This window comes from Alicyclobacillus hesperidum subsp. aegles (assembly GCF_027923525.1).
Classification (GTDB): Bacteria; Bacillota; Bacilli; order Alicyclobacillales; family Alicyclobacillaceae; genus Alicyclobacillus; species Alicyclobacillus aegles.
The window spans coordinates 145,242-165,986 of record NZ_BSBJ01000007.1 but is presented as its reverse complement, the minus strand read 5'-3'; the positions used below and the strand labels follow the sequence as shown (position 1 = coordinate 165,986).

Sequence of the window (20,745 nt, the reverse complement as noted above, 5' to 3'; positions counted from 1 at the left end):
CCAATCTGCCTATGGCGCACACCTATGTGTTTGACAATAACGGACAAGAGGATTTGGTGATTGTACCTCTCGGAGCACAGCTTACTGCTCAAAATTTGTGGGGTGTAAACGGTTTTCCAATGTCAGAGGCAGGGCTAGCCCTAGCTGAGCAAGCGATTCTTGATAATATTATTAAACAGTATATCCAACCCTTAGGTAAAGATGTTCGCCTCATCGACGATAACGACTCTTGGATTATCCAAAGAGCGCTTGACAGGTATAGGGCGATGCATAGTATCTAACCCCAAAAATCCTCGAACGTGGCCGCCGGATCGATCTCTCGAATCGCCGCCATCAGCTTCCGCGCAATCAGGCGCGCGGGTCGCTGTGGGCGGCCTGTGGCGAGGTTTAGTTATTATCGCTCGTCTTCCTCAGGCCATAATTCTTCTATAGATACTCCGAGCACTCGAGCAATCGCTCTAGCACTACGTAGCGTTGGATCGGACTTGCCGTTGACGATCGCGCTCATAGCTCCTAGAGATATCCCTGTCTGCTCTGCAACCCATCCTTGTTTCAATCCTCGCTCTTTCAGGAGCTTCTTTAATCTCGTCTCCAACTTCAGCGTCCTCCACAGTCTTTTTCAACGGACAAGATAAAATTAGACATCATGCTGCATAATCCTCTACCAATCACATCGAAATGAGGTGTTGAGCATGGTAAGAGGAGAAAAGCGCAAAACGGTTGTTTTCAACCTCGACAATGAACGCGAGGCAGCCCTCTATGAGTTTGTAAGTCGATCAAATTTTGGGCAACTCGTGAAGAGGCTGTTGGCACAGGAGTTTCAGCGCATCCAAGCCAATCGCAGTGCAGCGAAGTGATGGGAATAAAAAAACGCCCTCCGTGCAGGAGTGCGCAATCTCGCCTAATTGGCTGAGGCGATCTCAGCCTATGCCTATACCAATCCGATTTATGCCTGTCAGTGTGTGAGATCGAACAAAAATTTGTAACTGGCTAAGGCCGCGCCGCCCCAGAATAGTATTCTGCCGAGTATCACGAGTGGCATCACGTATCACCTCATTCACTAAGATGCGCGGAATCAGCCCGACTTAAACGGGAGGGATACCTGTGGCAAAGACAGTCGCGGTGGAGTGGGATGCGTTTTTTCAGGGGGAAATTCGCCCAAAAGATGTGGCCGCCGTCCGGGCGCTGCCTGCGATGGCGGCAGGGGCATTAGGTGTGGTGGCCGTAACGATGCCGACGGCGCAAGCGAGCGTCATCGCATCCGCTATGACCCACGCGTTCCAACCAGTGATCGCAGTCATTCAAGGGCTAGCGTACCCGATATCGTTTATCAGTATGGCGGGAGGGATGCTGCTCATCTCGGTCGGGCAACGTCATCGAGGTATCAGTATGATCAAGTGGGCAGCCATAGGATATCTGGGGATGCAACTGCTTCCTGGCATTATGGATTTGGTCGCACAGGTGGGCGACTCGATGCGACAACCATGATCGGGCTCAAAATAACACCTGATCGGCGTGTCAGCAACGATGGCGTAGAGACGTTTGCGGCGGCTCTCCATGATCTCAGCAAGACGGTTCTAGAACGCGTGCAACTCAGCGGCTGGCGTTTTAAGATGCAGCGGCAACGCTATGTGATATGGGAGTGGCACATCACAGCGGATGATGCGCAACTCATCGCATGGATGCCCAGCGATGTACAAAGCATCGTGGAGCAGCACATCCATGCCTCTTGGCCAAGGGCTACCGTGGAGACCGCGAAAGACGATCCGTTATCCGATTGGTCGGGTGAAGTGACTGGCGCGAACATCGTGCTCAAGGAGCACTACATGTACAGCCTCGGTGTGGATCACAGAGCGCTTGCACCTTTACCGTCCATCTTGGAGACGATGCGGATGCTCAGGGAGGGTGAGCGTGGAGTCATTCAGATCCACATGGTTCCGGCTCCAAAGGACTGGTATCTCGGTGCACAGACGGCGTACGAGCGCATGAAAGATGGGATTAAACCGCGTCGCAGGTCGTTCCGGGGGCGTGCGATTGCAGAAACCGCGGCCAAAGCGATGGCAGCCGTCGCTCTTCACACAACAGCATTTGTAGCGGAGGTGATTACCGGTGAGCAAACCGAACCAGAGCCAGTCGATCCACCCGGTCGACTAGTTGGCGAACGCGAAGTTAGCCGCCACACCATTCAGAAGGCGAAATACGTGGCATTTGATGTATCGATTCGGGTGGCCGCCACGTCTCCAGATTCAGGTAGGCAAGATGCTATTCTACGCGCGCTAGGTACTGCATTCCGAGATCTTGAAGGCGACAATACACTGGTCATGTCTCGTCCACGCAATCCAGTTAAATGGTGGGAGGAAGTTCGACATCGCAAGCAACCAACCATCAAATTGAACCCTGACTATCTATCCATTCCAGAAGTTGCACGCTTGCTGCAGTTGCCAAGTGGAGCTCTGCAAGAGGAGTATGGCTTGACCGCAGTTAAGCATCAGGAGTTTGACTTACCCGAGAACATATTACAAGGCGGTATCCGTTTCGGAATTCACACATGGCGTGGCAACGAGACACCTGTTTACATGCCGACTGAAAATTGGGACGATCTCTGCTTGCCGCGCGTGGTAATCGGGGGCATGGGAACAGGTAAAACGCGAGGTTTCGGAGGTAATTGGGGTGCGCAGGCGGTCGCACAAGGTTATAGCGTGATCAGCATTGACGTGGCTAAAGATGAACTGGGAGACGAGATTTGCGCAGGCGCAAGATATTTGGGCGTTAAGCCCGAAAAACTTATCCGGTTAGAGTTTGGCCAACGAGCGTATAGGCTGGATTGGGTGGAAGCCGAAGGAGCGCGCAACGCGGCGAACCGTCTGGCAGGGGAGGCGGTCAACTTCTTTCGCCTCCATGGCGCAGAGGCTGGCGTGGAAACTGGCCGGTATATACGACTGGCCGGCAAGACGGTCGGTGTTATTCGCGGCAGTCTTGTGGATATGGTGCATCTCTTTACGGACGCAGAGTACCGCATGACCGTGATAAAACGCCTACGCGCCACCCGTCCTGATCTGGCGCGCGAGTGGGACACGTATGATGCGCTGAGTCCAGGGATGAAGGGTAAAGTCACCGATCCAGTGCTCAATAGATTGGATCTTCTACTCGGCGATGACTATCTACGCGAGTGCCTAGAGGCGACCAACGGGATCGACTTCCGTCGTTGGATGACTGGAGGCTACCACGTTGCTATCCACGTGCCCAAAGCAGAGCTCGGGTCGGAGGCCACGGACATGCTCGTAGATATGCTGATGTCCAAGATAGAGCTTGCCATGCTGGCTCGACCCGAGAGTAAACAACGCCCCTGCTTCGTCATTTGCGACGAGCCGCACCAGTTTGCCAGCTGCGCGCCGCGATGGGAACGCATGGCAGTTGAAAGCCGAAAATGGAGAGTTGGACTCGTGTGGATGTTTCACAGTTTCGAGCAGATTCCGAGGTCTCTTGCTCATCGGATCAAGGACGCGGGTTGCCACTATCATTTGTACACCAGCAGCAAACGGACGTACATGGAGCTTGCAGAGGAGATCGCGCCATTCACGATCGAGGAGGCATTGAAAACACCGAAACATTGGTCGATTACATTGCTACGTGCAGGAACGGATCCGATCCGACCCTTTATGGTCAAGATGGATCCGCCACCGATGCGTCGGGAGGTGATGTCTCCCAATTTGTAGATCATTCTTTTAGGTAACAACCTGTCTACAAACGATCTACAAAACCTCTACAAAAACAGCATTTCAATGCGTTGTCTAGGATGCCTAAATGCGCGTCATATAGCCCCTTATTCTATATTTCTTAGAACTCCGGAGCCAGAGGTCGGGGGTTCGAATCCCTCCGGACGCGCCATACTTGATTCAGGGAAAACCTGACTGAGCAGAGGGCTTCTCGGTATTGTCCGAGAGGCTCTTTGTTTTATCATACTGTTCCAAACAGCACATGAGATTGGAACACATTTCACACATGTTGGTGCTCGGCTGCACGATTCTGTACAATTTGCTTGGGAGGTCGGGATGCATGAGTGTCAATATGGCTGGCTACATTGGGAAGGGTCTGTCGCCGCAAGATTTCATTACCGGCATGACCCGCAACCAGGATGCATTTACGAGTTGGTATAATCAGTTTACGTGGCCATCAGCGGAAAGTAGACAGTTTTTTGGCGGTTTGTCTGAGACAGCGACAGGTTTACATTGCATCATCATTGGCGCGGATTGGTGTGGTGATGTTGTGCGGAACGTGCCAGTGGTCCTTCGTCTTATGGAGGAAGCCGCCATTCCGGTTGAAATTCTTGTGTTAGAGGAACATTTTGAACTCGTTGACACTCATTTTTTGACGATGGGCGGGCGTTCGATCCCGATTGTGCTATTCGTGCGGGAAAACGGCGAGATCCTAGGAAAGTGGGGGCCACGACCCAGCTATATACAAGAAGTCATGGTGGATTTTAAAAACAAACATCCGGATCGATCGGCGCCAGATTATCAGGACAGCCTTACACGTGCAAGAAGCGAGATGATGCGACGCTATGGTGAGGGAACCGAGTATCAATCGCTGATTGTCTCCGAGTTGCAGGCATTACTCAACCGTATAAAGTAAAAAAGTCCGGCTTGTTATCCTGGTTGGCAACTATGATATACTTTCTTTCGATTGGCAACCTAAGGATGACACGGCATTTAGCTATCTATCATGGCTTGGTAAAGGGATCATAAAGCTTGGTAGACGTCGCGCTGGTTTATCCGTTCATGCGATTTTGTATTGCCTAAAAGCAGGTTATGCACGCGGAAACCTGGTTGCACTTTCTACCGGAGAGAATCTTTTGCTGACGCAACCGGAACATGATCTGTATGTTTTGCAGGGCATGATAAAGGGTGCGTCGTACAGGTGTGCCAACCCACAGTTTGGTCTCAATACTAAGGCGTGAAGGCAGAAATTCAGGTTTGAGCTAAAAAAGGAGTTTTGAGAATGGCGAAAACACCGATCACAGTCGCGTATGGAGATGGTATTGGTCCTGAGATCATGAGTGCGACGCTGCGCGTGTTGGAGGCAGCTGGTGCGGAATTGGATATAGAAACAGTCGAGATCGGAGAGAAAGTGTACAAGCGTGGCGTGGACACGGGGATGGATCCCGGTGCTTGGGATAGCCTTCGCCGCACGAGGGTATTTCTGAAGGCTCCCATCACGACACCACAAGGTGGCGGGTACAAAAGTCTGAACGTCACCATGCGAAAGGCTTTGAACTTGTACGCGAATGTCCGCCCGACCATTGCGTACAGTCCGTTTGTTGAAACCAAGCATCCAACGATGGATTTGGTGATCATTCGCGAAAACGAAGAAGACTTGTATGCGGGCATTGAGCACCGCCAAACGAACCAGGTTTATCAGTGCCTCAAGCTGATTACGCAACCCGGTTCGGAGCGCGTCATCCGCTATGCTTTTGATTACGCCCGCGCAAATGGCCGCAAAAAGGTCACGTGCTTCGTCAAGGATAACATCATGAAGCTGACAGACGGGCTGTTTCACAAGGTGTTTGACCAAATCGCGGCCGAATACCCGGACTTACAGCATGAAACGCTGATTGTCGACATTGGCGCAGCTCGCCTGGCCAACACTCCAGAGCGGTTTGATGTCGTCGTCATGCCCAACCTGTATGGCGATATTTTGTCTGATGTGACGGCTGAAATTTCAGGATCGGTTGGCTTGGCGCCGTCTGCAAACATCGGCGACGGTTTTGCCATGTTTGAAGCTATCCACGGCTCTGCGCCCGACATTGCTGGCCAGAACGTCGCGAACCCATCCGGGCTGTTACTGGCGTCCGTGATGATGTTGGTTCACATTGGCCAGGCTTCGGTGGCCGAGCGCGTACATCAGGCTTGGTTGCGAACGATAGAAGACGGCGTGCATACCCGTGATATTTTCCGCGAAGGCGTCAGCAACCAGCTGGTTGGCACAACGGAGTTTGCTGACGCTGTCATCGCGCGGCTTGGCCAACAGCCAAAGGTGTTAAAGCCAGTGTCTTACCGCGAAGATGCGGCCATTGCCCATCGCGCGTGGCATCCAGCGCCTAAGGCGAACAAGCAATTGGTTGGTGTCGATGTCTTTTTGGACTGGCAACCAGGCAGCCCGAACGATCTCGGCGAGCAATTAAGCACCGTCCGCGTGGGCGATCTCCGGCTTGAAGTGATGACCAACCGTGGTATCAAAGTGTGGCCAAATGGCCTTCCTGAGACATTTTGTACAGATCACTGGCGGTGTCGGTTCCGCAAGCCCGATGGAGCAAGCGTGGAACGGAGCGAAGTCGTCGAGTTGCAAAGGCGGATCGTCGAAGCGGGATTTGATGTGATTAAGACGGAGAATCTGTACACCTTTGATGGAGTACCCGGGTTTTCCGCTGTGCACGGTTAATACGGATCTGAGTGCGTCGAGTAAGCGTAGTGTAGGCATACAATGCAGATAGGTCAAAAAGGCTGTCCCCGAAGTTGCGCTTTGGGACAGCCTTTTTGCATGGTGATTATTCCTTGCTTAAACCGATGTAAGGTCGGATGACGATTCCGACAGCACTGCCGATGAGAGCCCCGAGGAACCACTCCCAGCCATGTAAGCTAAATGATGCGATACCAGAGAAAAAGGCACCGATGTTGCAGCCAAACGCGATGCGTGCACCATAGCCCATGCATACGCCGCCGATCAAAACGCCAATCGCCATCTTGAGTGGAATTGCATGAAAGTAGCGACGCGGAAACTTGCCAGCAAGGCCGGCTGCTAAGAGCGAGCCAATCACGATGCCAACGTCCATGACGGTCGTGACGTCGTGTGACAAAGGGGCGTTGAGCGCGGCTGCGTTCGCTGGGGTGGTCCAGTAGCCCCAGTGTGTGACTGGAATGCCAATTGGGCGTGCAAGTTTTGCACCCCATAGTGCAAAAGCAGAGGTGACACCCCACGGTTTTCCCGATAGTAACAAGATGGCGGCGTTGCCGAAGGCTAGTAATACGCTTCCGGCGATCCATGACCATGGGCCGCGCCATACTTTGGAGAAGGAAAAGCCACCAGCCACCTTCGTAAACGATTCAACCTGACCACGGCGTGCCTTTTCGACGAACCACGTAACCCCAAAGACAATCGCCATGAGAAGAAGGTTAAACGCAAATCCACCGACGATCCCAAACGTATGAAGGAAAGATACCGGTTGAAAGTGAGGCGTTGCCATCCACCACGTAAAATTGATGGTACCTAAAACAGATCCAATGACGAAACCTGCGATGGCCAAGATGCCGCGAAAATCACCACCACCGGTGTGATATAGGGAGCCGGATGCGCAGCCATCGCCCAGTTGCATGCCGATGCCAAAGAGAAAAGATCCGATTAGAACCGACAATCCAACAGGTGAAACGTAGCCTGTAATCGCGTGCCCCAGTGCATGACCTTGAATCAAAAGTGGCAGGAATAAAAGATTGGCGATAAGAAACATCACCATTTGCGCACGAAGACCGACGCCTCGACCATGCACGAGAAATCTTCGGAAAGAACTGGTGAACCCATAGTGGGCGTGATATAGACCGAGGCCGAGCACGCCGGAAATCAAATATATGAAAGCTTGTGAAACTGTAACAACTCGGCCGAGGTAAAGAGCTCCCGCAACAAGCAGCAGTAAACTCACAAGAACAACACTGGCCTGGATTCTTGGCGCGCCATTGATTTCTTTCTCTGCGGCGTAGCCAAAGGCGTCTAATTGAAGAATGTTTGACTCTGTTTTCGCCACATCCGTCAACCTCCTAACTAAAATAAATAACAACATGGTTATTATAGTGTTTTCCGATATGATTACAATGTGATTTTCGTCAAATCGCTCCCAACCTCTGACCTGTTGAAGCCCTTTGGGATTGTGTTTGGTTTAGGAACCAATCGCTTAGGGAGCAATAATGAAGTTGCTCGTCCAGGCTCGCCTCGAACACAAAATGGCCGCCGGACGATGGCGTATGCCATCGCAGGCGGCTGTCCGGAAACATTTTTATGGTTTTAACTATATATGTTCATAACAAGTCGGCATTACAAACTGCTACTCTCTACGTCACCATCATGCGGACTGCTGTAGCCGTCATACGTGCCATAGCCTTCATACATGTAGCCAGTCTGCGTGATGGTGTCGTACTCTGTGTAGGCAACCGTGCCTACCGGAGCCCCTACGGCATATCCGTATGCCGGGCACAACAGGAAAAAGAGTACAAAGATAATCAAAAACACGACTGCCCATCTCGTATATCCACCGAATACACCCATCAGAAATCCCTCCTCCGAAGTTAGTGCATGAAATGTTAGGACAAATGCCCGCCGATACGGGCATCCGCACAGATATTCTGATGGTGGGCGCCTATCCCGCCTGATTTCCAACTTCTCTTTCCATTCTCCCTAAGCTATAATGAATATAAATACAGAATGGAGGATGTTTATACATGGAGCAACAGCGCGTACGCGTCGGCATCGTCGGCCCGACAGGTTACGCGGGCATGGAACTCGTCCGGTTGCTCGCGCAACACCCCTACATGGACATCACCTATCTTGCGGGTTCCGGCGCCCACACAGGCCCCATCGGCGACGCCTTGCCACACTTGCGGCGGCTGTCCAAACTGCCGCCTGTTTCGGCATTCTCCGCTGACGCTTGCGCGGAGTCGTGCGATCTCGCTTTCGTCGCGCTACCTTCTGGTGAATCTGGCGCGATCGCCGTTGAACTGGCCCGCAGGGGCGCGCGGGTCATTGATCTGTCTGGCGATTTGCGCTTGCCAGGCGATGTGTATCGAACATGGTACCAACGTGAACCGGTGGCCGATGACGTGTTGGCACGCGCTGTCTATGGTTTACCGGAGTTGAATCGCGCGGACGTGAGCGCGGCCAGTTTGGTTGCTAACCCAGGGTGCTATGCGACGGCTGCCATATTGGCCCTGCGGCCACTTGTTGACTGGGTGAAGAGCAAACGCGTTGGCCCCGTTGCCATCGACGCCAAATCTGGTGCCACAGGCGCGGGGCGTGCGGCGAAGCAAAACCTGCAGTTAGGGGAATTGGCAAACGACTTTTACCCATACCGGGTTGGGGCGCATCAACACACACCCGAAATCGAGCAGGGGCTCGACGGTGTCTTTCGGATTCTTTTGACGACGCAGTTGCTACCGATACCACGTGGCATCTTTGTGTCGGCATATGTCGCGCTCGATCCCGATTTAGCGGCGGATATTCATGCACGGTATGCGTCATTTTACGAGTCGGCGCCTTTCGTCGACGTCCTTCCACCCGGTCATGTGCCGCACATCAAATCGGTCGCCGGCACGAACGATTGTCAAGTGTCTGTCGCGTGGAACGAACGTACCGGCATCTTGCAAGTCTTCTCGGCCATAGACAATCTAGGCAAGGGAGCGGCCGGCCAAGCTCTGCAAAATGCCAATCTGATGTGTGGCTTCGACGAGACCACGGGACTAACTGGGACCTCGTTGTGGACATGAGGTGATTGCATGAACGTCGTTGTGAAACTGGGCGGATCGCTCGATGGACAAGGAACAGAAGCTTTAGCCGCCGCGTTGCATGGGGCGTTGGTCCGGGGATGGAATCCCATTCTCGTTCATGGCGGAGGCCCTGCCATCACGCGGCGGCTCACGGCATACGGCATACAGTTACCTTTCATTCGCGGTCTTCGTGCGACTACGGTCGAAGCCATCGATCACGTCGTCGCCGCTTTACAGACTTGTAACAGCGAACTGGCAGATGCTCTTTCGGGTGCGGGCATACCCGTCTCGCCTTTGACCGACGGGTGGACTGTACAGGCCCGGGACATCGGTGCCGAACGCACCGGGGAAGTGTCGAGCATTGATTCGTCGCGTGTGAGAGAGGCTTGTCGGCACGGTTTTGTGCCGCTTTTAACGCCGTTCGGGCGAGATTCCGCGGGAGCGTTTTACAACCTGAACGCGGATGCTGTGGCTGCGCATGTCGCACAAACCATGAATGCCGCGCGGCTCGTCTTCCTTACCGATGTCGCCGGCGTATACCGCAACTACGAAACCGGCGATCTGCTGATGGAAACGACAGCGGCTGAGCTTGAGGATTTGTTGCTGGCGGGATCGTTTACGGCAGGCATGATTCCAAAAGTGAATGCCATGTTGTATGCCGCGCGGCAGGGCGTGGGCGAGGTTTGGGTCGTCGATGGACGCGACAAAGAGAGCGTCTCGGCAGCTGTGCTAGCCGACGCCGCAAATCGCCCGCGACGTAACGGTACGAGACTGCTGGCGACCGTTATCCAAAAGGAGTGACGATATGAAGCGGGAAGTGACGATGATGGAATTGGCAGACGACGTCCTTTTTCCGAACTATGGAAAGCGCGATCTTGCTTTTGTGCGAGGCGACGGCGCATTTTTATACGATCGCGATGGTCGGCGCTTTCTGGACTTCACAGCTGGCATTGCGGTCTGTAATCTCGGACACGCGCATCCAGGACTTGCGAGCGTGATTGCAGAACAGGCGAAGACGCTTCTGCATACCTCCAATTTGTTTCTGATTGAGGGGCAGGTTTCGCTTGCCGAGAAGTTGGCGCGGCTCGCTTCCACAAGGACGTCGTATCGAGCGATGTTTGTCAATAGCGGAACCGAAGCGAATGAGGGTGCGCTTAAGTTGGCGCGCAGATATCAGTTCGTCTCTGGACAACCGCAAAAAACGCGTGTCATCGGTCTGCCCAACGGTTTTCACGGTCGTACGATGGGTTCCCTGTCGGTCACGGCGAATGCGAAGTACCGCGAAGGTATGAGTCCTTTGGTGCCAGGATTTGAGACTGCGAATTCGTACGAAGGCGTGATCGAAAGCATTGATGAGACAGTGGCTGCGTGCATCGTCGAGGTTGTGCAGGGAGAGGCCGGAGTACAGCCGGTCGCTACGGACTTTCTGCAGCGCCTTGCCCTGCGCCTGCGGGAGGTTGGGGGGCTTCTTATTGTCGACGAAGTGCAAACGGGTGTAGGCCGAACGGGTACATTTTTTGGATACGAACAGTTCGGCATTGAACCGGATATCATCACCATGGCAAAAGGGCTTGGCAATGGCATTCCCACCGGAGCCATTCTCGCAAAGTCGGAGATCGCTTCCGCGTTCACGCCCGGTATGCATGGTTCGACATTCGGCGGCAACCCGTTTGCAATGGCCGTGGCGAATTACGTGGTTGACACGGTTTCCGATCCGGCGTTTTTAGCCCACGTTCGGCGCATGGGGGCAGGGATTCAACGCATTTTGCACAATTCTTATGACAATGTCACGGGGCTTGGCTTGATGTGGGGCTTCGACGTGCCTGATGCCCAAGCATGGCGGCAAGCAGCGATCGATAGCGGCTTGCTGGTGACGGTTTGCGGGCCGAAACGGATTCGGATTGTGCCACCGCTCGTGATAGATGATTCACACCTGACGTTGTTTGAAGATGCGATTTCCAGTATCGCGAAGGTGGTTTGACACGATACAATGAGGCATGGCCAGTTGGCCATGCCTGTATGCACTTTCGCGCTTTTCATGCATTTGTTATACTATCGCTAACTCTTTCCCTGTGTCGTCAGTTGTAGTTAAGCTTGGCAGACGCTGTCCGTCAGGCTTCCCGCGCCGGCCGCAGCACTTGATGGTGACTGGTATAGTAAACCATCGCCACTTCGTCGCAATGGTAGAATTTATTGCAGTAAATGCAGTCTTTCCACACTTTATGCGGCAAACTTTCTTTCCGCACGATATGGAAATCGAGCTTCTCGAAAAAGCCCGTTTGGTAAGTGAGCGACAGTACCTGTGCGATGCCCAAATGTTCCGCTTCCTGCAATAGTGCGGTAACCATCTGGCGTCCGACGCCGCGACCGTGCGCTTCCGGTGCGACGGCGAGCGAGCGGATTTCAGCGAGATCCGTCCACAGCACATGTAAGCCGGCAACACCGATAACTTTGCCGTCTTCGACGGCGACGGTGAAACACTGCAAATGTTCACACAGTGATTTTATCGTTCTTGGCAGCATAAGGCCGATATCTGCGAACTGCTGGATGAGTTGTTGCATCTCTTCTACATCCGTCGAGGTCGCTTTCCGGATCTCCATTTCCGGACCCTCCTCTCACATTGCATTTATTTTATAACACGGGATAGCATGATTATTCAAGAAACCGTATAATGTTTCACAGTAGTTTTTTAAAAATTCCACGACGGCGCATTGACGAACAGAAAGAGATAGTGTCAAAATATTATGCTAAAAGGAGTGGCGCAAGTGGATTTCGACAAATTGTCCATGGACATTCGACGCGAACATGATGCCTGTGGCATTTTCTCGCAGATTGAGAAATCGGGACAACCTTCATACGAAACGGTTCGCAATGGACTTGACGCCCTTCGCGCCATGCGTCACCGCGCAGGTTACGTACAGGGTGAGGGGGATGGCTGCGGTCTACTGCTCGACATTCCGCGGGCGCTGTGGGCTTCGCGGCTGGAAGGTGCAGGGCTGAACCCACGCCTCGCTTACGAGGATGATTTCTTTGTCGGTCACTTTATGGTTGACAAAGCAACCGGCTCTGTAGAGGCAGTATTGGCCGAATTGGCCGCTCAGAACCTCGAAGTGCTTGTGCAAATCGAAGACGGTACAGACGAGACCGCATTGGGACCTATGGCGAAGGCTGTATGTCCGCGGTTTGTGCAGATTGCTGGGCGTTCAGGTACGCCTGATGACGCCCGCTTGCACGATGCATTCGCGGTTATCGATGAGCTACCTGGCACACACGTCGCATCTTTGTCGCATTCGCAGGTTGTATACAAAGTTATCGGTAACGACGAAACGCTGTACAAATTCTATCAAGACTTGCAAAACCCGCTTTTCCGTTCGGTGTTTGTGCTTGCACACACGCGTTACTCGACAAATACGACGACGTCGTTCCCGCGTGTGCAGCCGTTCTCAAGCATTGGGCATAACGGTGAAATCAACACCATTTTGCGCTTTTACACGGAGTCGAAGATGATCAACGTTCCCTTGCGGCCGGAGTTCAGCGACTCGCAGATGGTGGACCGGACGCTGTTGTCGCTCGTCTCGACTCGCGATTGGTCGTTGTTTGAAGCGGCGGAGCTCATCTTTCCGCCAATTGTCAATGAAATCAAACATATGTCAGACGAATTGTCGGACTTGTATATGTATTTTCGGTCGCTTTGGGGGCCTTTTGCGCAAGGGCCTGCCGGCGTCATCATGCGGCACGGCAATGCGGCTGTCTATAGCGTAGACGCGTTGGGACTGCGTCCCATGTGGTTGATCGAGACGGAGCGTGCATACTTTTTCGCCTCGGAGCAAGGCATCGTCCCACAATCGACCTGGGTCGCTGAGCCCAAGCCGCTGGCACCAGGCGAGAAAGTGGGCGTCAAATGGACGGAAACCGGAGCAAAGCTGTATTCGTACGACGAGTTGCAACAGGAAGTGCTGGCGGCTGCCAAGCAGCGTTTTGACTTCCGCGGCGAGCACCGCAATCTTCATTTTGCGGTTCCCTACGGCGTGAAGTCAGATGTGGCGCATCCGAAGCGCGACGACCGCCCGCTCGACATTCGCATGTTAGCGTTTGGCTTCCGCGATGACGACATCAAACTCATTGAGCAAGAGCTGCAAACCGGGGCAGAACCCATTAAATCGCTCGGTTTTGACAGCCCACTGGCGGCGCTGTCGGAAGAGGCGACATTATTGTCCGACTTCTTACACGAAACGGTCGCGGTCGTCACCAACCCTGCTATCGATCGCGAGCGCGAAATTGAACACTTTAGCACGCGAGCCGTGCTTGGGCGACGTCCGTCGTTCGACGGCTTGTATCGCGAAGCGCCGCGAGTCGAGGTTCAGGCGCCCATTCTGCTTGAAGAGTTGCCGGAGGCTTATGGTGTCGAGTATCAGGAGATTCAAAACCTGGCACACCGGTTCGGGACGGTTTGCTACGAAGACGCTTTGGCCATGTTGCACACGAGTCCTAACGGCACAGTTGAAATTTTGATTCACCGCGAAGAAGGCGAGTCCGTCTCGGCTGCGCTGGCGCGTTTTGAACTGGAGGCGTTAGAGGCCGTTCAGGCAGGTGCCAATGCGATTGTGCTCGACGACCGCCTCCAGTTTAAGCGCGGACAACATATTGATCCTTTCCTCGTCACGGCAGCCGTCAATCGCGCGTTATTACGGCCGGCGGCGAAGGAAAAGGGCGAGCACTTGCGGCGGCGTTGCAGCTTAATCCTGCGCAGCGGCGGCCTGCGCAACTTACATGACATTATGGTTGCGCTTGGACTCGGTGCAGACGCGGTTGTGCCGTATCTCATGTGGGAACTGGCCGCGTCTAAGGGCGATTTGCAAGCTGTAGAAAATTTGTATAAGGCGTTGACCAAAGGTGTTGAGAAAGTTATCTCGACGCTTGGCATCCACGAAGTACGCGGCTATGAGCGGTTGTTTGGTGCCATTGGGCTGTCGGATCAAGTCAGCCAGTATCTTGCTATTCCGAATTTCTGTGGGTCAGACAACGCCGGCCTGACGTTCGCTCGCATGGAAGCCTTGTCGGAACTGCGTCAAACCTGGTATGCGGCGGCGGATCGCAAGAGCGTTCGTCCAAACAAGCTGTTCCAACTGTATCCGCGCATCTGGAAATCTGCCGGGTCGGTTGCCGATGGCACGGTCCCTTACGAAGACTTTGTGGCGAAATTGGCCCAGTTTGAAGGGGATAATCCGTTGTCGATCCGTCATCTGCTAGGTTTCCGCGAGGATTTGGCACAGGTGGAGGGCGAGATCGATACGACGGTCGATGGCCATGCGTATCCAATCGTCATCAGCTCGATGTCGTTTGGGTCGCAAAATGAAACGGCCTATCGAGCATACGCTGAAGCGGCCTACCGGATGAACATCGTCTGCCTGAACGGCGAGGGCGGTGAAATTAAAGACCTGCTTGACAAGTATCCGCGCAATCGCGGGCGTCAGATTGCGTCTGGGCGCTTTGGTGTCAATGCAGATCTCTGCAACGGTGCCTATGTGCTGGAGATCAAGATTGGTCAAGGAGCAAAGCCTGGAGAAGGCGGGCACTTGCCGGGATCCAAGGTCACGGTGCAGGTTGCGAATGCGCGCAATGCAACACCTGGCGTCGATCTCATCTCGCCGTCAAACAACCACGATATCTATTCGATTGAGGATTTGGCGCAGGTCATTTACGAATTGAAGGAAATCAACCCACATGCGAAAGTTTCGGTTAAGGTGCCGGTTGTTCCAAATATCGGTACCATCGCGGTGGGCATCGCGAAGGCGGGGGCGGATGTCATCACGCTCTCCGGTTTCGACGGTGGCACGGGTGCGGCGAGATCGCATGCGATTCGGCACGTCGGCTTACCGATGGAAATCGGCGTAAAGTTGGCGCATGAGGCTTTATGTGAAGCTGGATTGCGCGATGTCGTTGAAATTTGGGCAGACGGTGGCATCAAGTCAGGGCACGATGTGATGAAGGCCATTTTGCTCGGAGCCAATCGCGTCGGTTTTGGCACGATGGCCATGGTTGCCATTGGATGTACCGCTTGTCGCGCGTGCCACAAAGACACGTGCCACGTTGGCATTGCAACGCAGATGCACGATCTCGAAGAAGCGCATGCGAAAGGGCTGAAGGCTTTTGAGCCGCGCGACTTCGATTCGGCAGTTGCGCAGTTGGTCACGTTCTTTACGGCCGTCGGCCAACATGTTGGCGAATTGACCCGCAAGCTCGGCGCAAGTCGGACGCAGGATCTCGTTGGGCGCAGCGACTTGCTCGTCCAGCTTCATCGCGACGCTCGCCTTGATACTTCGTGGCTGTTGCGCGTAAGCGAGGAGCATCTCGGAAAGGGTTGTGTCGTCAAGGCACGTACCTTTGAAGAGGCGTATGGCGATGTGATACAGGATGTCGCGGCGATCGGGGCGGCGACTGGCACCGATGGTATTGTCGCGACGGTTGGCGCACAGGTAAAGGCGATTCGCGCGGTACCGCGCGCCTTGGGTACACGGGTGAGCGGAGAGAGCGTTCGGGCTGGCCAAGGCGGTGACGTCGGTCCGATTGTGCACGAAGGTGTCGCTGGTGCGGGATTTGCGGCCTACCATACGACCGGCATGACATCCGTCGCGCTCGGCGGCGCGCAGGACGGCGTGGCCAAAACAGCCTTCGGCGGCAAAGTCGTTGTCTTAAAAGGGCTGTGTGCCGATGGTGTTTGGCGCGGCGGTTCTGTCGGCAAAGGGTTGGCATACGGGGCTGCAAGCGGACTGTTTATCGTTCAGGGCAATGCAGATGCACGCGCGGGAATCCGTTTGTCTGGGGCCGACATTGTGATTGGTGGCGAGCTTACGGAACCGGTGCGGGACCATCACTCGCACATTGGCAACCGGGCGAACATCAAGGGTTTCGCCTTCGAATACATGACAGGCGGCCGTGCGGTGGTCCTCGGAGATCCAGGACCATGGATCTGTTCTGGCATGACGGGTGGACGCGTGTATCTCCGGCACGATCCGGCAATGGGACTGACCGAAACAGCTCTGCGCCGGCGGATTGCGAAGGGAGCCAAGGTTGCCTTGCGCGTGCTTGATGCCCAAGGCAGGAATGACATCGTTGAATTGCTTGGCGCCTATCAGTTGGAGTTGCGACGCTACGGACAGCAAGAAACGGCTCGCGGTTTACAGCGCTTCATTGATAATCCAGCGTTGCACTTCTTGATGATTGAACCTGCTCATGAAATTACAGATCAGGACATCGCGACGGAATAATTTGCGTTGGTCCCTGTCTATAAAGGCCACCCGGCTGGGTGGCCTTTTATGATGAACGAATTGTAAATCTAAGCGTACAAGCGATTGATATATATACATTCGTGTGTATAATAATACAGAGACGCAATTTCGCTAGAACATGAGAGAGATGCGACAACGATATGGAGTGGGAAGGAGTTTTCGGCTGTGGCAGTGTGGGATATGAACGGCGCTGTAGGGCGCGGATCGTCTGCAGTTGTGCCCTTGGGCTCTAATTATCTGTCGGTCCGGCTGCAAAACGCATTATGGGCGTCACACCGGGTGATGGCCGGCAGAGATTTGCTCCACTTCAGTGATATTGGCGGTGAAGATCTTCGCAACTTGGTTCACCTTGCCGGACTCCTTAAAGAAGCGCAGAAAACGCATTTTACGCACACCCTGCTAGCTGGGAAGACACTCGGTATGATTTTCGATAAATCCTCGACTCGTACGCGGGTCTCGTTTGAAGTAGGTATGCTGCAACTGGGCGGGCATGCGTTGTTTTTGCCGGGAAGCCAATTGCAAACTGGGCGCGGCGAGCCGATTTCGGACACGGCGCAGGTCATGTCGCGCTATGTTGACGGCGTCATGATTCGTACTTATCGGCAAGCCGATGTCGAGGAGTTTGCGGACTGTGCGACTGTGCCGGTCATCAATGGACTCACGGACGAATTTCATCCGTGTCAGTTGCTGGCGGATGCGCTCACGATTCTGGAACATAAGGGTCGCCTTGAGGGAGTCACGGTCGCCTATGTCGGCGATGGCAACAACTTGGCAAACTCTTGGTTGCAACTCGCTCCAAAGCTCGGCATGAATATTCGCGTAGCGACGCCAGCAGGGTACGGGCCGTTGCAGGCGGTTGTTGAAGAAGCCAAGTTCCACGCGGTGCAAAGCGGCACACAAGTATTGGTCACGACCGACCCAGAGCGGGCCGTTGCCGACGCAGATGTCATCTATACCGATACCTGGGTGTCGATGGGCGACGAGGCAGAAGCCGAAGAGCGTTTAGAGCGGTTTGCAGGTTATCAAGTCAATGCAGAATTGTGTGCATATGCCAAAGCGGATTATGTCTTTATGCACTGCTTACCAGCCCATCGCGGAGAAGAAGTAGCACCGGAGATTATTGACGGCTCGCACTCCATCATTTTTGACCAGGCTGAAAACAGATTACATGCGCAAAAAGCCGTGCTGGCCGCAACCATGGCAGATGCAGGCGCGTTCGGGGAGGACTTGTAATGGCTGAAACACTCGTACTTGCATATTCCGGAGGTCTCGATACATCCGTATCCATTCCATGGATTCGCGATCACTATGGCTATGATGTCATCGCCATGTGCGTCGATGTTGGCGAGGGCAAAGATTTAGACTTGACGCAGGCGAAAGCCATCCAAGTAGGAGCGGTGAAGTCGTATCGGATTGACGCCAAAGAGCGATTTGCGAAGGAATTCATCGCGCCGGCCTTAAAGGCGAATGCCCTTTACGAAGGCAAATATCCGCTTGCATCTGCGTTGTCACGCCCTCTCATCGCACAACTGCTGGTCGAGGTGGCGGTGCGCGAAGGAGCGGTCGCCGTCGCGCACGGTTGTACGGGAAAGGGCAACGACCAGGTTCGCTTTGAAGTATCCATCAACGCCCTCAACCCGCAATTAAAGGTCGTGGCGCCTGTGCGGGAATGGGGATTCACGCGGGACGACGAAATTCGTTACGCTGCACAACACAATGTGCCGATTCCCGTCAATCTCGACAATCCCTTTAGCATTGATGCCAATCTGTGGGGCCGCGCGATTGAGTGTGGTGTTCTCGAAGATCCATGGCAGGCTGCGCCAGAGGGGGCGTTTGAGTGGACAGTTGCACCCGAGCAAGCACCGAATGAACCCGAGGAAATCGTGATTTCGTTTGCCGAAGGCGTGCCAATCGCGCTTAACGGCCAGCAGCTACCGCTTGCCGAGCTCATCCAGCAACTCAATCAAATCTGTGGAAAGCACGGCGTTGGCCGGATCGATCACGTGGAAAATCGATTGGTTGGCATCAAATCGCGCGAGGTTTACGAGTCTCCTGCGGGACGGGTTCTCATCATGGCTCACCAAGAGCTGGAGCATTTAACACTCACACGTGAGGTATTGCAGTATAAGATGGGGCTGGAACTGGAGTACAGCAAGCTCATCTATAACGGCCTTTGGTTCTCGCCGCTCAAACAGGCTTTCGATGCCTTTATCGACGCGACGCAAAAGCATGTGACAGGGGACGTGCGCGTCAAATTGTACAAGGGTCAGGCTCAGGCGACGGGAAGACAGTCTCCATATTCACTCTATCGGCACGATCTCGCCACCTATGAAACTGGGGACAAATTTGACCACATGGCCGCCGTCGGTTTCATTTCGTTGTTCGGCCTACCGACATCGGTGTACGCAGCGTTGCATCAGGCGAATGGCCCGTCTGCCGAGCTTGTCGATAGCTCCGTTTCGGTCCTCAGTAAAGATGAGGTGGAGACGACGGCATGAAGTTGTGGGGCGGTCGCTTCAGCGAAGATACCAATCAACTGGTTCTGCAATATACATCGTCTATCGGGTTTGATGTCAGGCTATTGCCATACGACATCCGGGGATCGATCGCTCACGCTCGCATGCTGGCCACCTCCGGCATCATCACGCCGGAGGAGAGTCGGAGTATCATAGACGGTCTGGAAGGCATTTTGCGGGATTACGAGGCGGGACAGATCGAGTTCCGCCTCGACGATGAGGATGTGCATATGAACGTCGAGCGCATCCTCACTGAGCGCATCGGCCAGGTGGCAGGCAAGCTCCACACGGCGCGTAGCCGTAACGACCAGGTTGCGCTGGACATGCATTTGTGGGCCCGTGATGCGGTCAAGGCGCTGATTGACGGCGTGCGCAAGTTACAGCAGGCGCTTGTGGAGGCTGCGGAAGCGCATCTCGACGTCATCGTGCCAGGTTTCACGCATTTGCAACGTGCGCAACCCATCTTGTTGGCACATCATTTCCTGGCGTACGTATGGATGCTTCTACGCGACGAACGGCGATTGCGTGGGGTTCTCGACGAGATCGATCAAATGCCACTTGGAGCGGCTGCACTGGCCGGAACGACCTTTCCCATTTCGCGAGAGGCAGTCGCAGAGGAACTTGGCTTCTCCCGCCTTTATGAAAACTCTCTGGACGCCGTATCCGATCGCGATTATTTACTCGGGCTCCTGTTTGCCTGTGCGACCATGATGACGCATCTGTCTCGCTTGTGCGAAGAACTCGTATTGTGGTCAAGCGAAGAGTTTGGTTGGATTGAGTTATCCGACGCCTACGCGACCGGATCGAGCATTATGCCGCAAAAGAAAAACCCGGATGTTCCGGAGTTGGTGCGTGGTAAAACGGGGCGCGTGTACGGGCACCTGATCGCGCTGTTCACGGTTCTGAAAGGCTTGCCCCTGGCATATAATAAGGATTTGCAAGAGGACAAAGAGGGCGTCTTTGACGCGGTTGACACGGTGCTCCCCGCATTGGAGTTGTTAGCCGGCTCGATTCAGACGATGCGGATCAAGCGAGATCGACTCGCTCGCGCGTTTGCCTCTGATTTTTCCAACGCGACCGATCTCGCTGACTATTTAGTGCGTCTCGGTTTGCCGTTCCGCGAAGCGCATGCCGTGGTCGGGCAACTGGTGAGCGACGCCATTGGCAAGGGGACGAATTTGGCCGGGTTGGCACTTACGGACATGCAGGCGCGTTGTCCGCTGATCCGGGAAGATGTGTATGATGTGTTGCCAGAACGCGCCGTGATCGAGGCGAGAGCGTCGCGCGGCGGCACGGCTCCTTCAGCAGTACGACTACAGTTGGCACTGGTTAAAGAGCAGTGCGGCTTGTCTTGATGGGAGAATCGGCGGCGGATCGAAAGGTTCCATCTTTCGACACGTCCGCCGATCTTTCACG

17 protein-coding genes are annotated in these 20,745 nt (G+C 54.3%); 13 read left to right on the top strand and 4 right to left on the bottom strand.

Annotated features, from left to right (window positions below; genetic code table 11):
* The coding region (locus tag QMF38_RS06275) for a hypothetical protein (protein ID WP_281758930.1) at positions 1-281 on the top strand (281 nt) is incomplete at its 5' end.
* A gap of 113 nt (positions 282-394) precedes the next feature.
* On the opposite strand, the gene QMF38_RS06270 is transcribed toward QMF38_RS06275, so the two are convergent.
* Positions 395-595, bottom strand: coding sequence for a helix-turn-helix transcriptional regulator (locus QMF38_RS06270; RefSeq protein WP_281758929.1), 201 nt, complete (start codon positions 593-595; stop codon positions 395-397).
* A gap of 97 nt (positions 596-692) precedes the next feature.
* Between QMF38_RS06270 and QMF38_RS06265 the strand changes: the two genes are divergently transcribed.
* From QMF38_RS06265 to QMF38_RS06245, 5 genes are all read left to right on the top strand, one after another.
* Positions 693-857, top strand: coding sequence for a hypothetical protein (locus QMF38_RS06265; RefSeq protein ID WP_281758928.1), 165 nt, complete (start codon positions 693-695; stop codon positions 855-857).
* A gap of 247 nt (positions 858-1,104) precedes the next feature.
* Positions 1,105-1,488, top strand: coding sequence for a hypothetical protein (locus QMF38_RS06260; protein ID WP_281758927.1), 384 nt, complete (start codon positions 1,105-1,107; stop codon positions 1,486-1,488).
* On the top strand, positions 1,485-3,716 hold the full coding sequence (locus QMF38_RS06255; protein WP_281758926.1) for a type IV secretory system conjugative DNA transfer family protein: 2,232 nt from the start codon (positions 1,485-1,487) through the stop codon (positions 3,714-3,716). The genes QMF38_RS06260 and QMF38_RS06255 overlap by 4 nt, the downstream gene beginning before the upstream one ends.
* A 340-nt stretch (positions 3,717-4,056) precedes the next feature.
* Positions 4,057-4,632 carry a thioredoxin family protein gene (locus tag QMF38_RS06250; protein ID WP_058094090.1) on the top strand — a complete coding sequence of 192 codons (576 nt, stop codon included), beginning with the start codon at positions 4,057-4,059 and terminating at the stop codon, positions 4,630-4,632.
* Positions 4,633-4,998: 366 nt separating this feature from the next.
* Positions 4,999-6,438 (top strand): NADP-dependent isocitrate dehydrogenase, encoded by a 1,440-nt coding sequence (locus QMF38_RS06245; protein ID WP_058094089.1) that lies wholly within the window; start codon positions 4,999-5,001, stop codon positions 6,436-6,438.
* A gap of 106 nt (positions 6,439-6,544) precedes the next feature.
* Here QMF38_RS06245 and QMF38_RS06240 read toward each other — a convergent pair whose 3' ends face one another.
* A complete protein-coding gene (locus QMF38_RS06240; RefSeq protein WP_390854143.1) occupies positions 6,545-7,801 on the bottom strand; it encodes a YeeE/YedE family protein in 1,257 nt (418 codons plus the stop codon).
* Between the two features lie 278 nt (positions 7,802-8,079).
* Positions 8,080-8,310 carry a hypothetical protein gene (locus tag QMF38_RS06235; protein WP_058094087.1) on the bottom strand — a complete coding sequence of 77 codons (231 nt, stop codon included), beginning with the start codon at positions 8,308-8,310 and terminating at the stop codon, positions 8,080-8,082.
* Between the two features lie 173 nt (positions 8,311-8,483).
* Here QMF38_RS06235 and argC point away from each other — a divergent pair, with 173 nt between their 5' ends.
* From argC to QMF38_RS06220, 3 genes are read left to right on the top strand one after another with little or no spacing between them, the layout of a single operon-like run.
* Positions 8,484-9,524 (top strand): N-acetyl-gamma-glutamyl-phosphate reductase, encoded by a 1,041-nt coding sequence (gene argC, locus QMF38_RS06230; protein WP_058094086.1) that lies wholly within the window; start codon positions 8,484-8,486, stop codon positions 9,522-9,524.
* A 9-nt stretch (positions 9,525-9,533) separates the two neighbouring features.
* Positions 9,534-10,325, top strand: a complete 792-nt coding sequence (gene argB / locus QMF38_RS06225; RefSeq protein WP_058094085.1) for an acetylglutamate kinase — start codon at positions 9,534-9,536, stop codon at positions 10,323-10,325.
* Positions 10,326-10,329: 4 nt separating this feature from the next.
* Positions 10,330-11,505 (top strand): aspartate aminotransferase family protein, encoded by a 1,176-nt coding sequence (locus tag QMF38_RS06220; RefSeq protein ID WP_058094084.1) that lies wholly within the window; start codon positions 10,330-10,332, stop codon positions 11,503-11,505.
* 130 nt (positions 11,506-11,635) lie between these two features.
* Here the strand turns inward: QMF38_RS06220 and QMF38_RS06215 are convergent, their stop codons facing one another.
* Entirely contained in the window at positions 11,636-12,124 is a 489-nt protein-coding gene (locus QMF38_RS06215) for an N-acetyltransferase (RefSeq protein WP_006448313.1), read from the bottom strand.
* A gap of 186 nt (positions 12,125-12,310) precedes the next feature.
* Here QMF38_RS06215 and QMF38_RS06210 point away from each other — a divergent pair, with 186 nt between their 5' ends.
* The 4 genes from QMF38_RS06210 to argH all read left to right on the top strand — a co-directional run bounded on the left by QMF38_RS06210 (position 12,311) and on the right by argH (position 20,684).
* Complete coding sequence (locus tag QMF38_RS06210; RefSeq protein WP_232302179.1) at positions 12,311-16,792, top strand: glutamate synthase-related protein; 4,482 nt, start codon at positions 12,311-12,313, stop codon at positions 16,790-16,792.
* Positions 16,793-16,978: 186 nt separating this feature from the next.
* The gene (argF, locus tag QMF38_RS06205) at positions 16,979-18,046 is read left to right on the top strand and encodes an ornithine carbamoyltransferase (protein WP_058094082.1); all 1,068 of its coding nucleotides are present in this window, start codon (positions 16,979-16,981) and stop codon (positions 18,044-18,046) included.
* Positions 18,046-19,311 carry an argininosuccinate synthase gene (locus QMF38_RS06200; RefSeq protein WP_058094081.1) on the top strand — a complete coding sequence of 422 codons (1,266 nt, stop codon included), beginning with the start codon at positions 18,046-18,048 and terminating at the stop codon, positions 19,309-19,311. Before argF ends, QMF38_RS06200 begins: the two co-directional genes overlap by 1 nt.
* Complete coding sequence (gene argH / locus QMF38_RS06195; protein WP_058094080.1) at positions 19,308-20,684, top strand: argininosuccinate lyase; 1,377 nt, start codon at positions 19,308-19,310, stop codon at positions 20,682-20,684. Before QMF38_RS06200 ends, argH begins: the two co-directional genes overlap by 4 nt.
* The last annotated feature ends 61 nt before the right edge of the window (positions 20,685-20,745 follow it).

What these genes read in the sequence shown, in the direction of transcription:
- QMF38_RS06265 (WP_281758928.1), top strand. Translation starts at nt 693, where the DNA reads ATGGTAAGAGGAGAAAAGCGCAAAACGGTTGTTTTCAACCTCGACAAT.
- QMF38_RS06255 (WP_281758926.1), top strand. Translation starts at nt 1,485, where the DNA reads ATGATCGGGCTCAAAATAACACCTGATCGGCGTGTCAGCAACGATGGC.
- QMF38_RS06250 (WP_058094090.1), top strand. Translation starts at nt 4,057, where the DNA reads ATGAGTGTCAATATGGCTGGCTACATTGGGAAGGGTCTGTCGCCGCAA.
- QMF38_RS06245 (WP_058094089.1), top strand. Translation starts at nt 4,999, where the DNA reads ATGGCGAAAACACCGATCACAGTCGCGTATGGAGATGGTATTGGTCCT.
- QMF38_RS06235 (WP_058094087.1), bottom strand. Translation starts at nt 8,310, where the DNA reads ATGGGTGTATTCGGTGGATATACGAGATGGGCAGTCGTGTTTTTGATT.
- argC (WP_058094086.1), top strand. Translation starts at nt 8,484, where the DNA reads ATGGAGCAACAGCGCGTACGCGTCGGCATCGTCGGCCCGACAGGTTAC.
- argB (WP_058094085.1), top strand. Translation starts at nt 9,534, where the DNA reads ATGAACGTCGTTGTGAAACTGGGCGGATCGCTCGATGGACAAGGAACA.
- QMF38_RS06220 (WP_058094084.1), top strand. Translation starts at nt 10,330, where the DNA reads ATGAAGCGGGAAGTGACGATGATGGAATTGGCAGACGACGTCCTTTTT.
- QMF38_RS06215 (WP_006448313.1), bottom strand. Translation starts at nt 12,124, where the DNA reads ATGGAGATCCGGAAAGCGACCTCGACGGATGTAGAAGAGATGCAACAA.
- QMF38_RS06210 (WP_232302179.1), top strand. Translation starts at nt 12,311, where the DNA reads ATGGACATTCGACGCGAACATGATGCCTGTGGCATTTTCTCGCAGATT.
- QMF38_RS06200 (WP_058094081.1), top strand. Translation starts at nt 18,046, where the DNA reads ATGGCTGAAACACTCGTACTTGCATATTCCGGAGGTCTCGATACATCC.
- argH (WP_058094080.1), top strand. Translation starts at nt 19,308, where the DNA reads ATGAAGTTGTGGGGCGGTCGCTTCAGCGAAGATACCAATCAACTGGTT.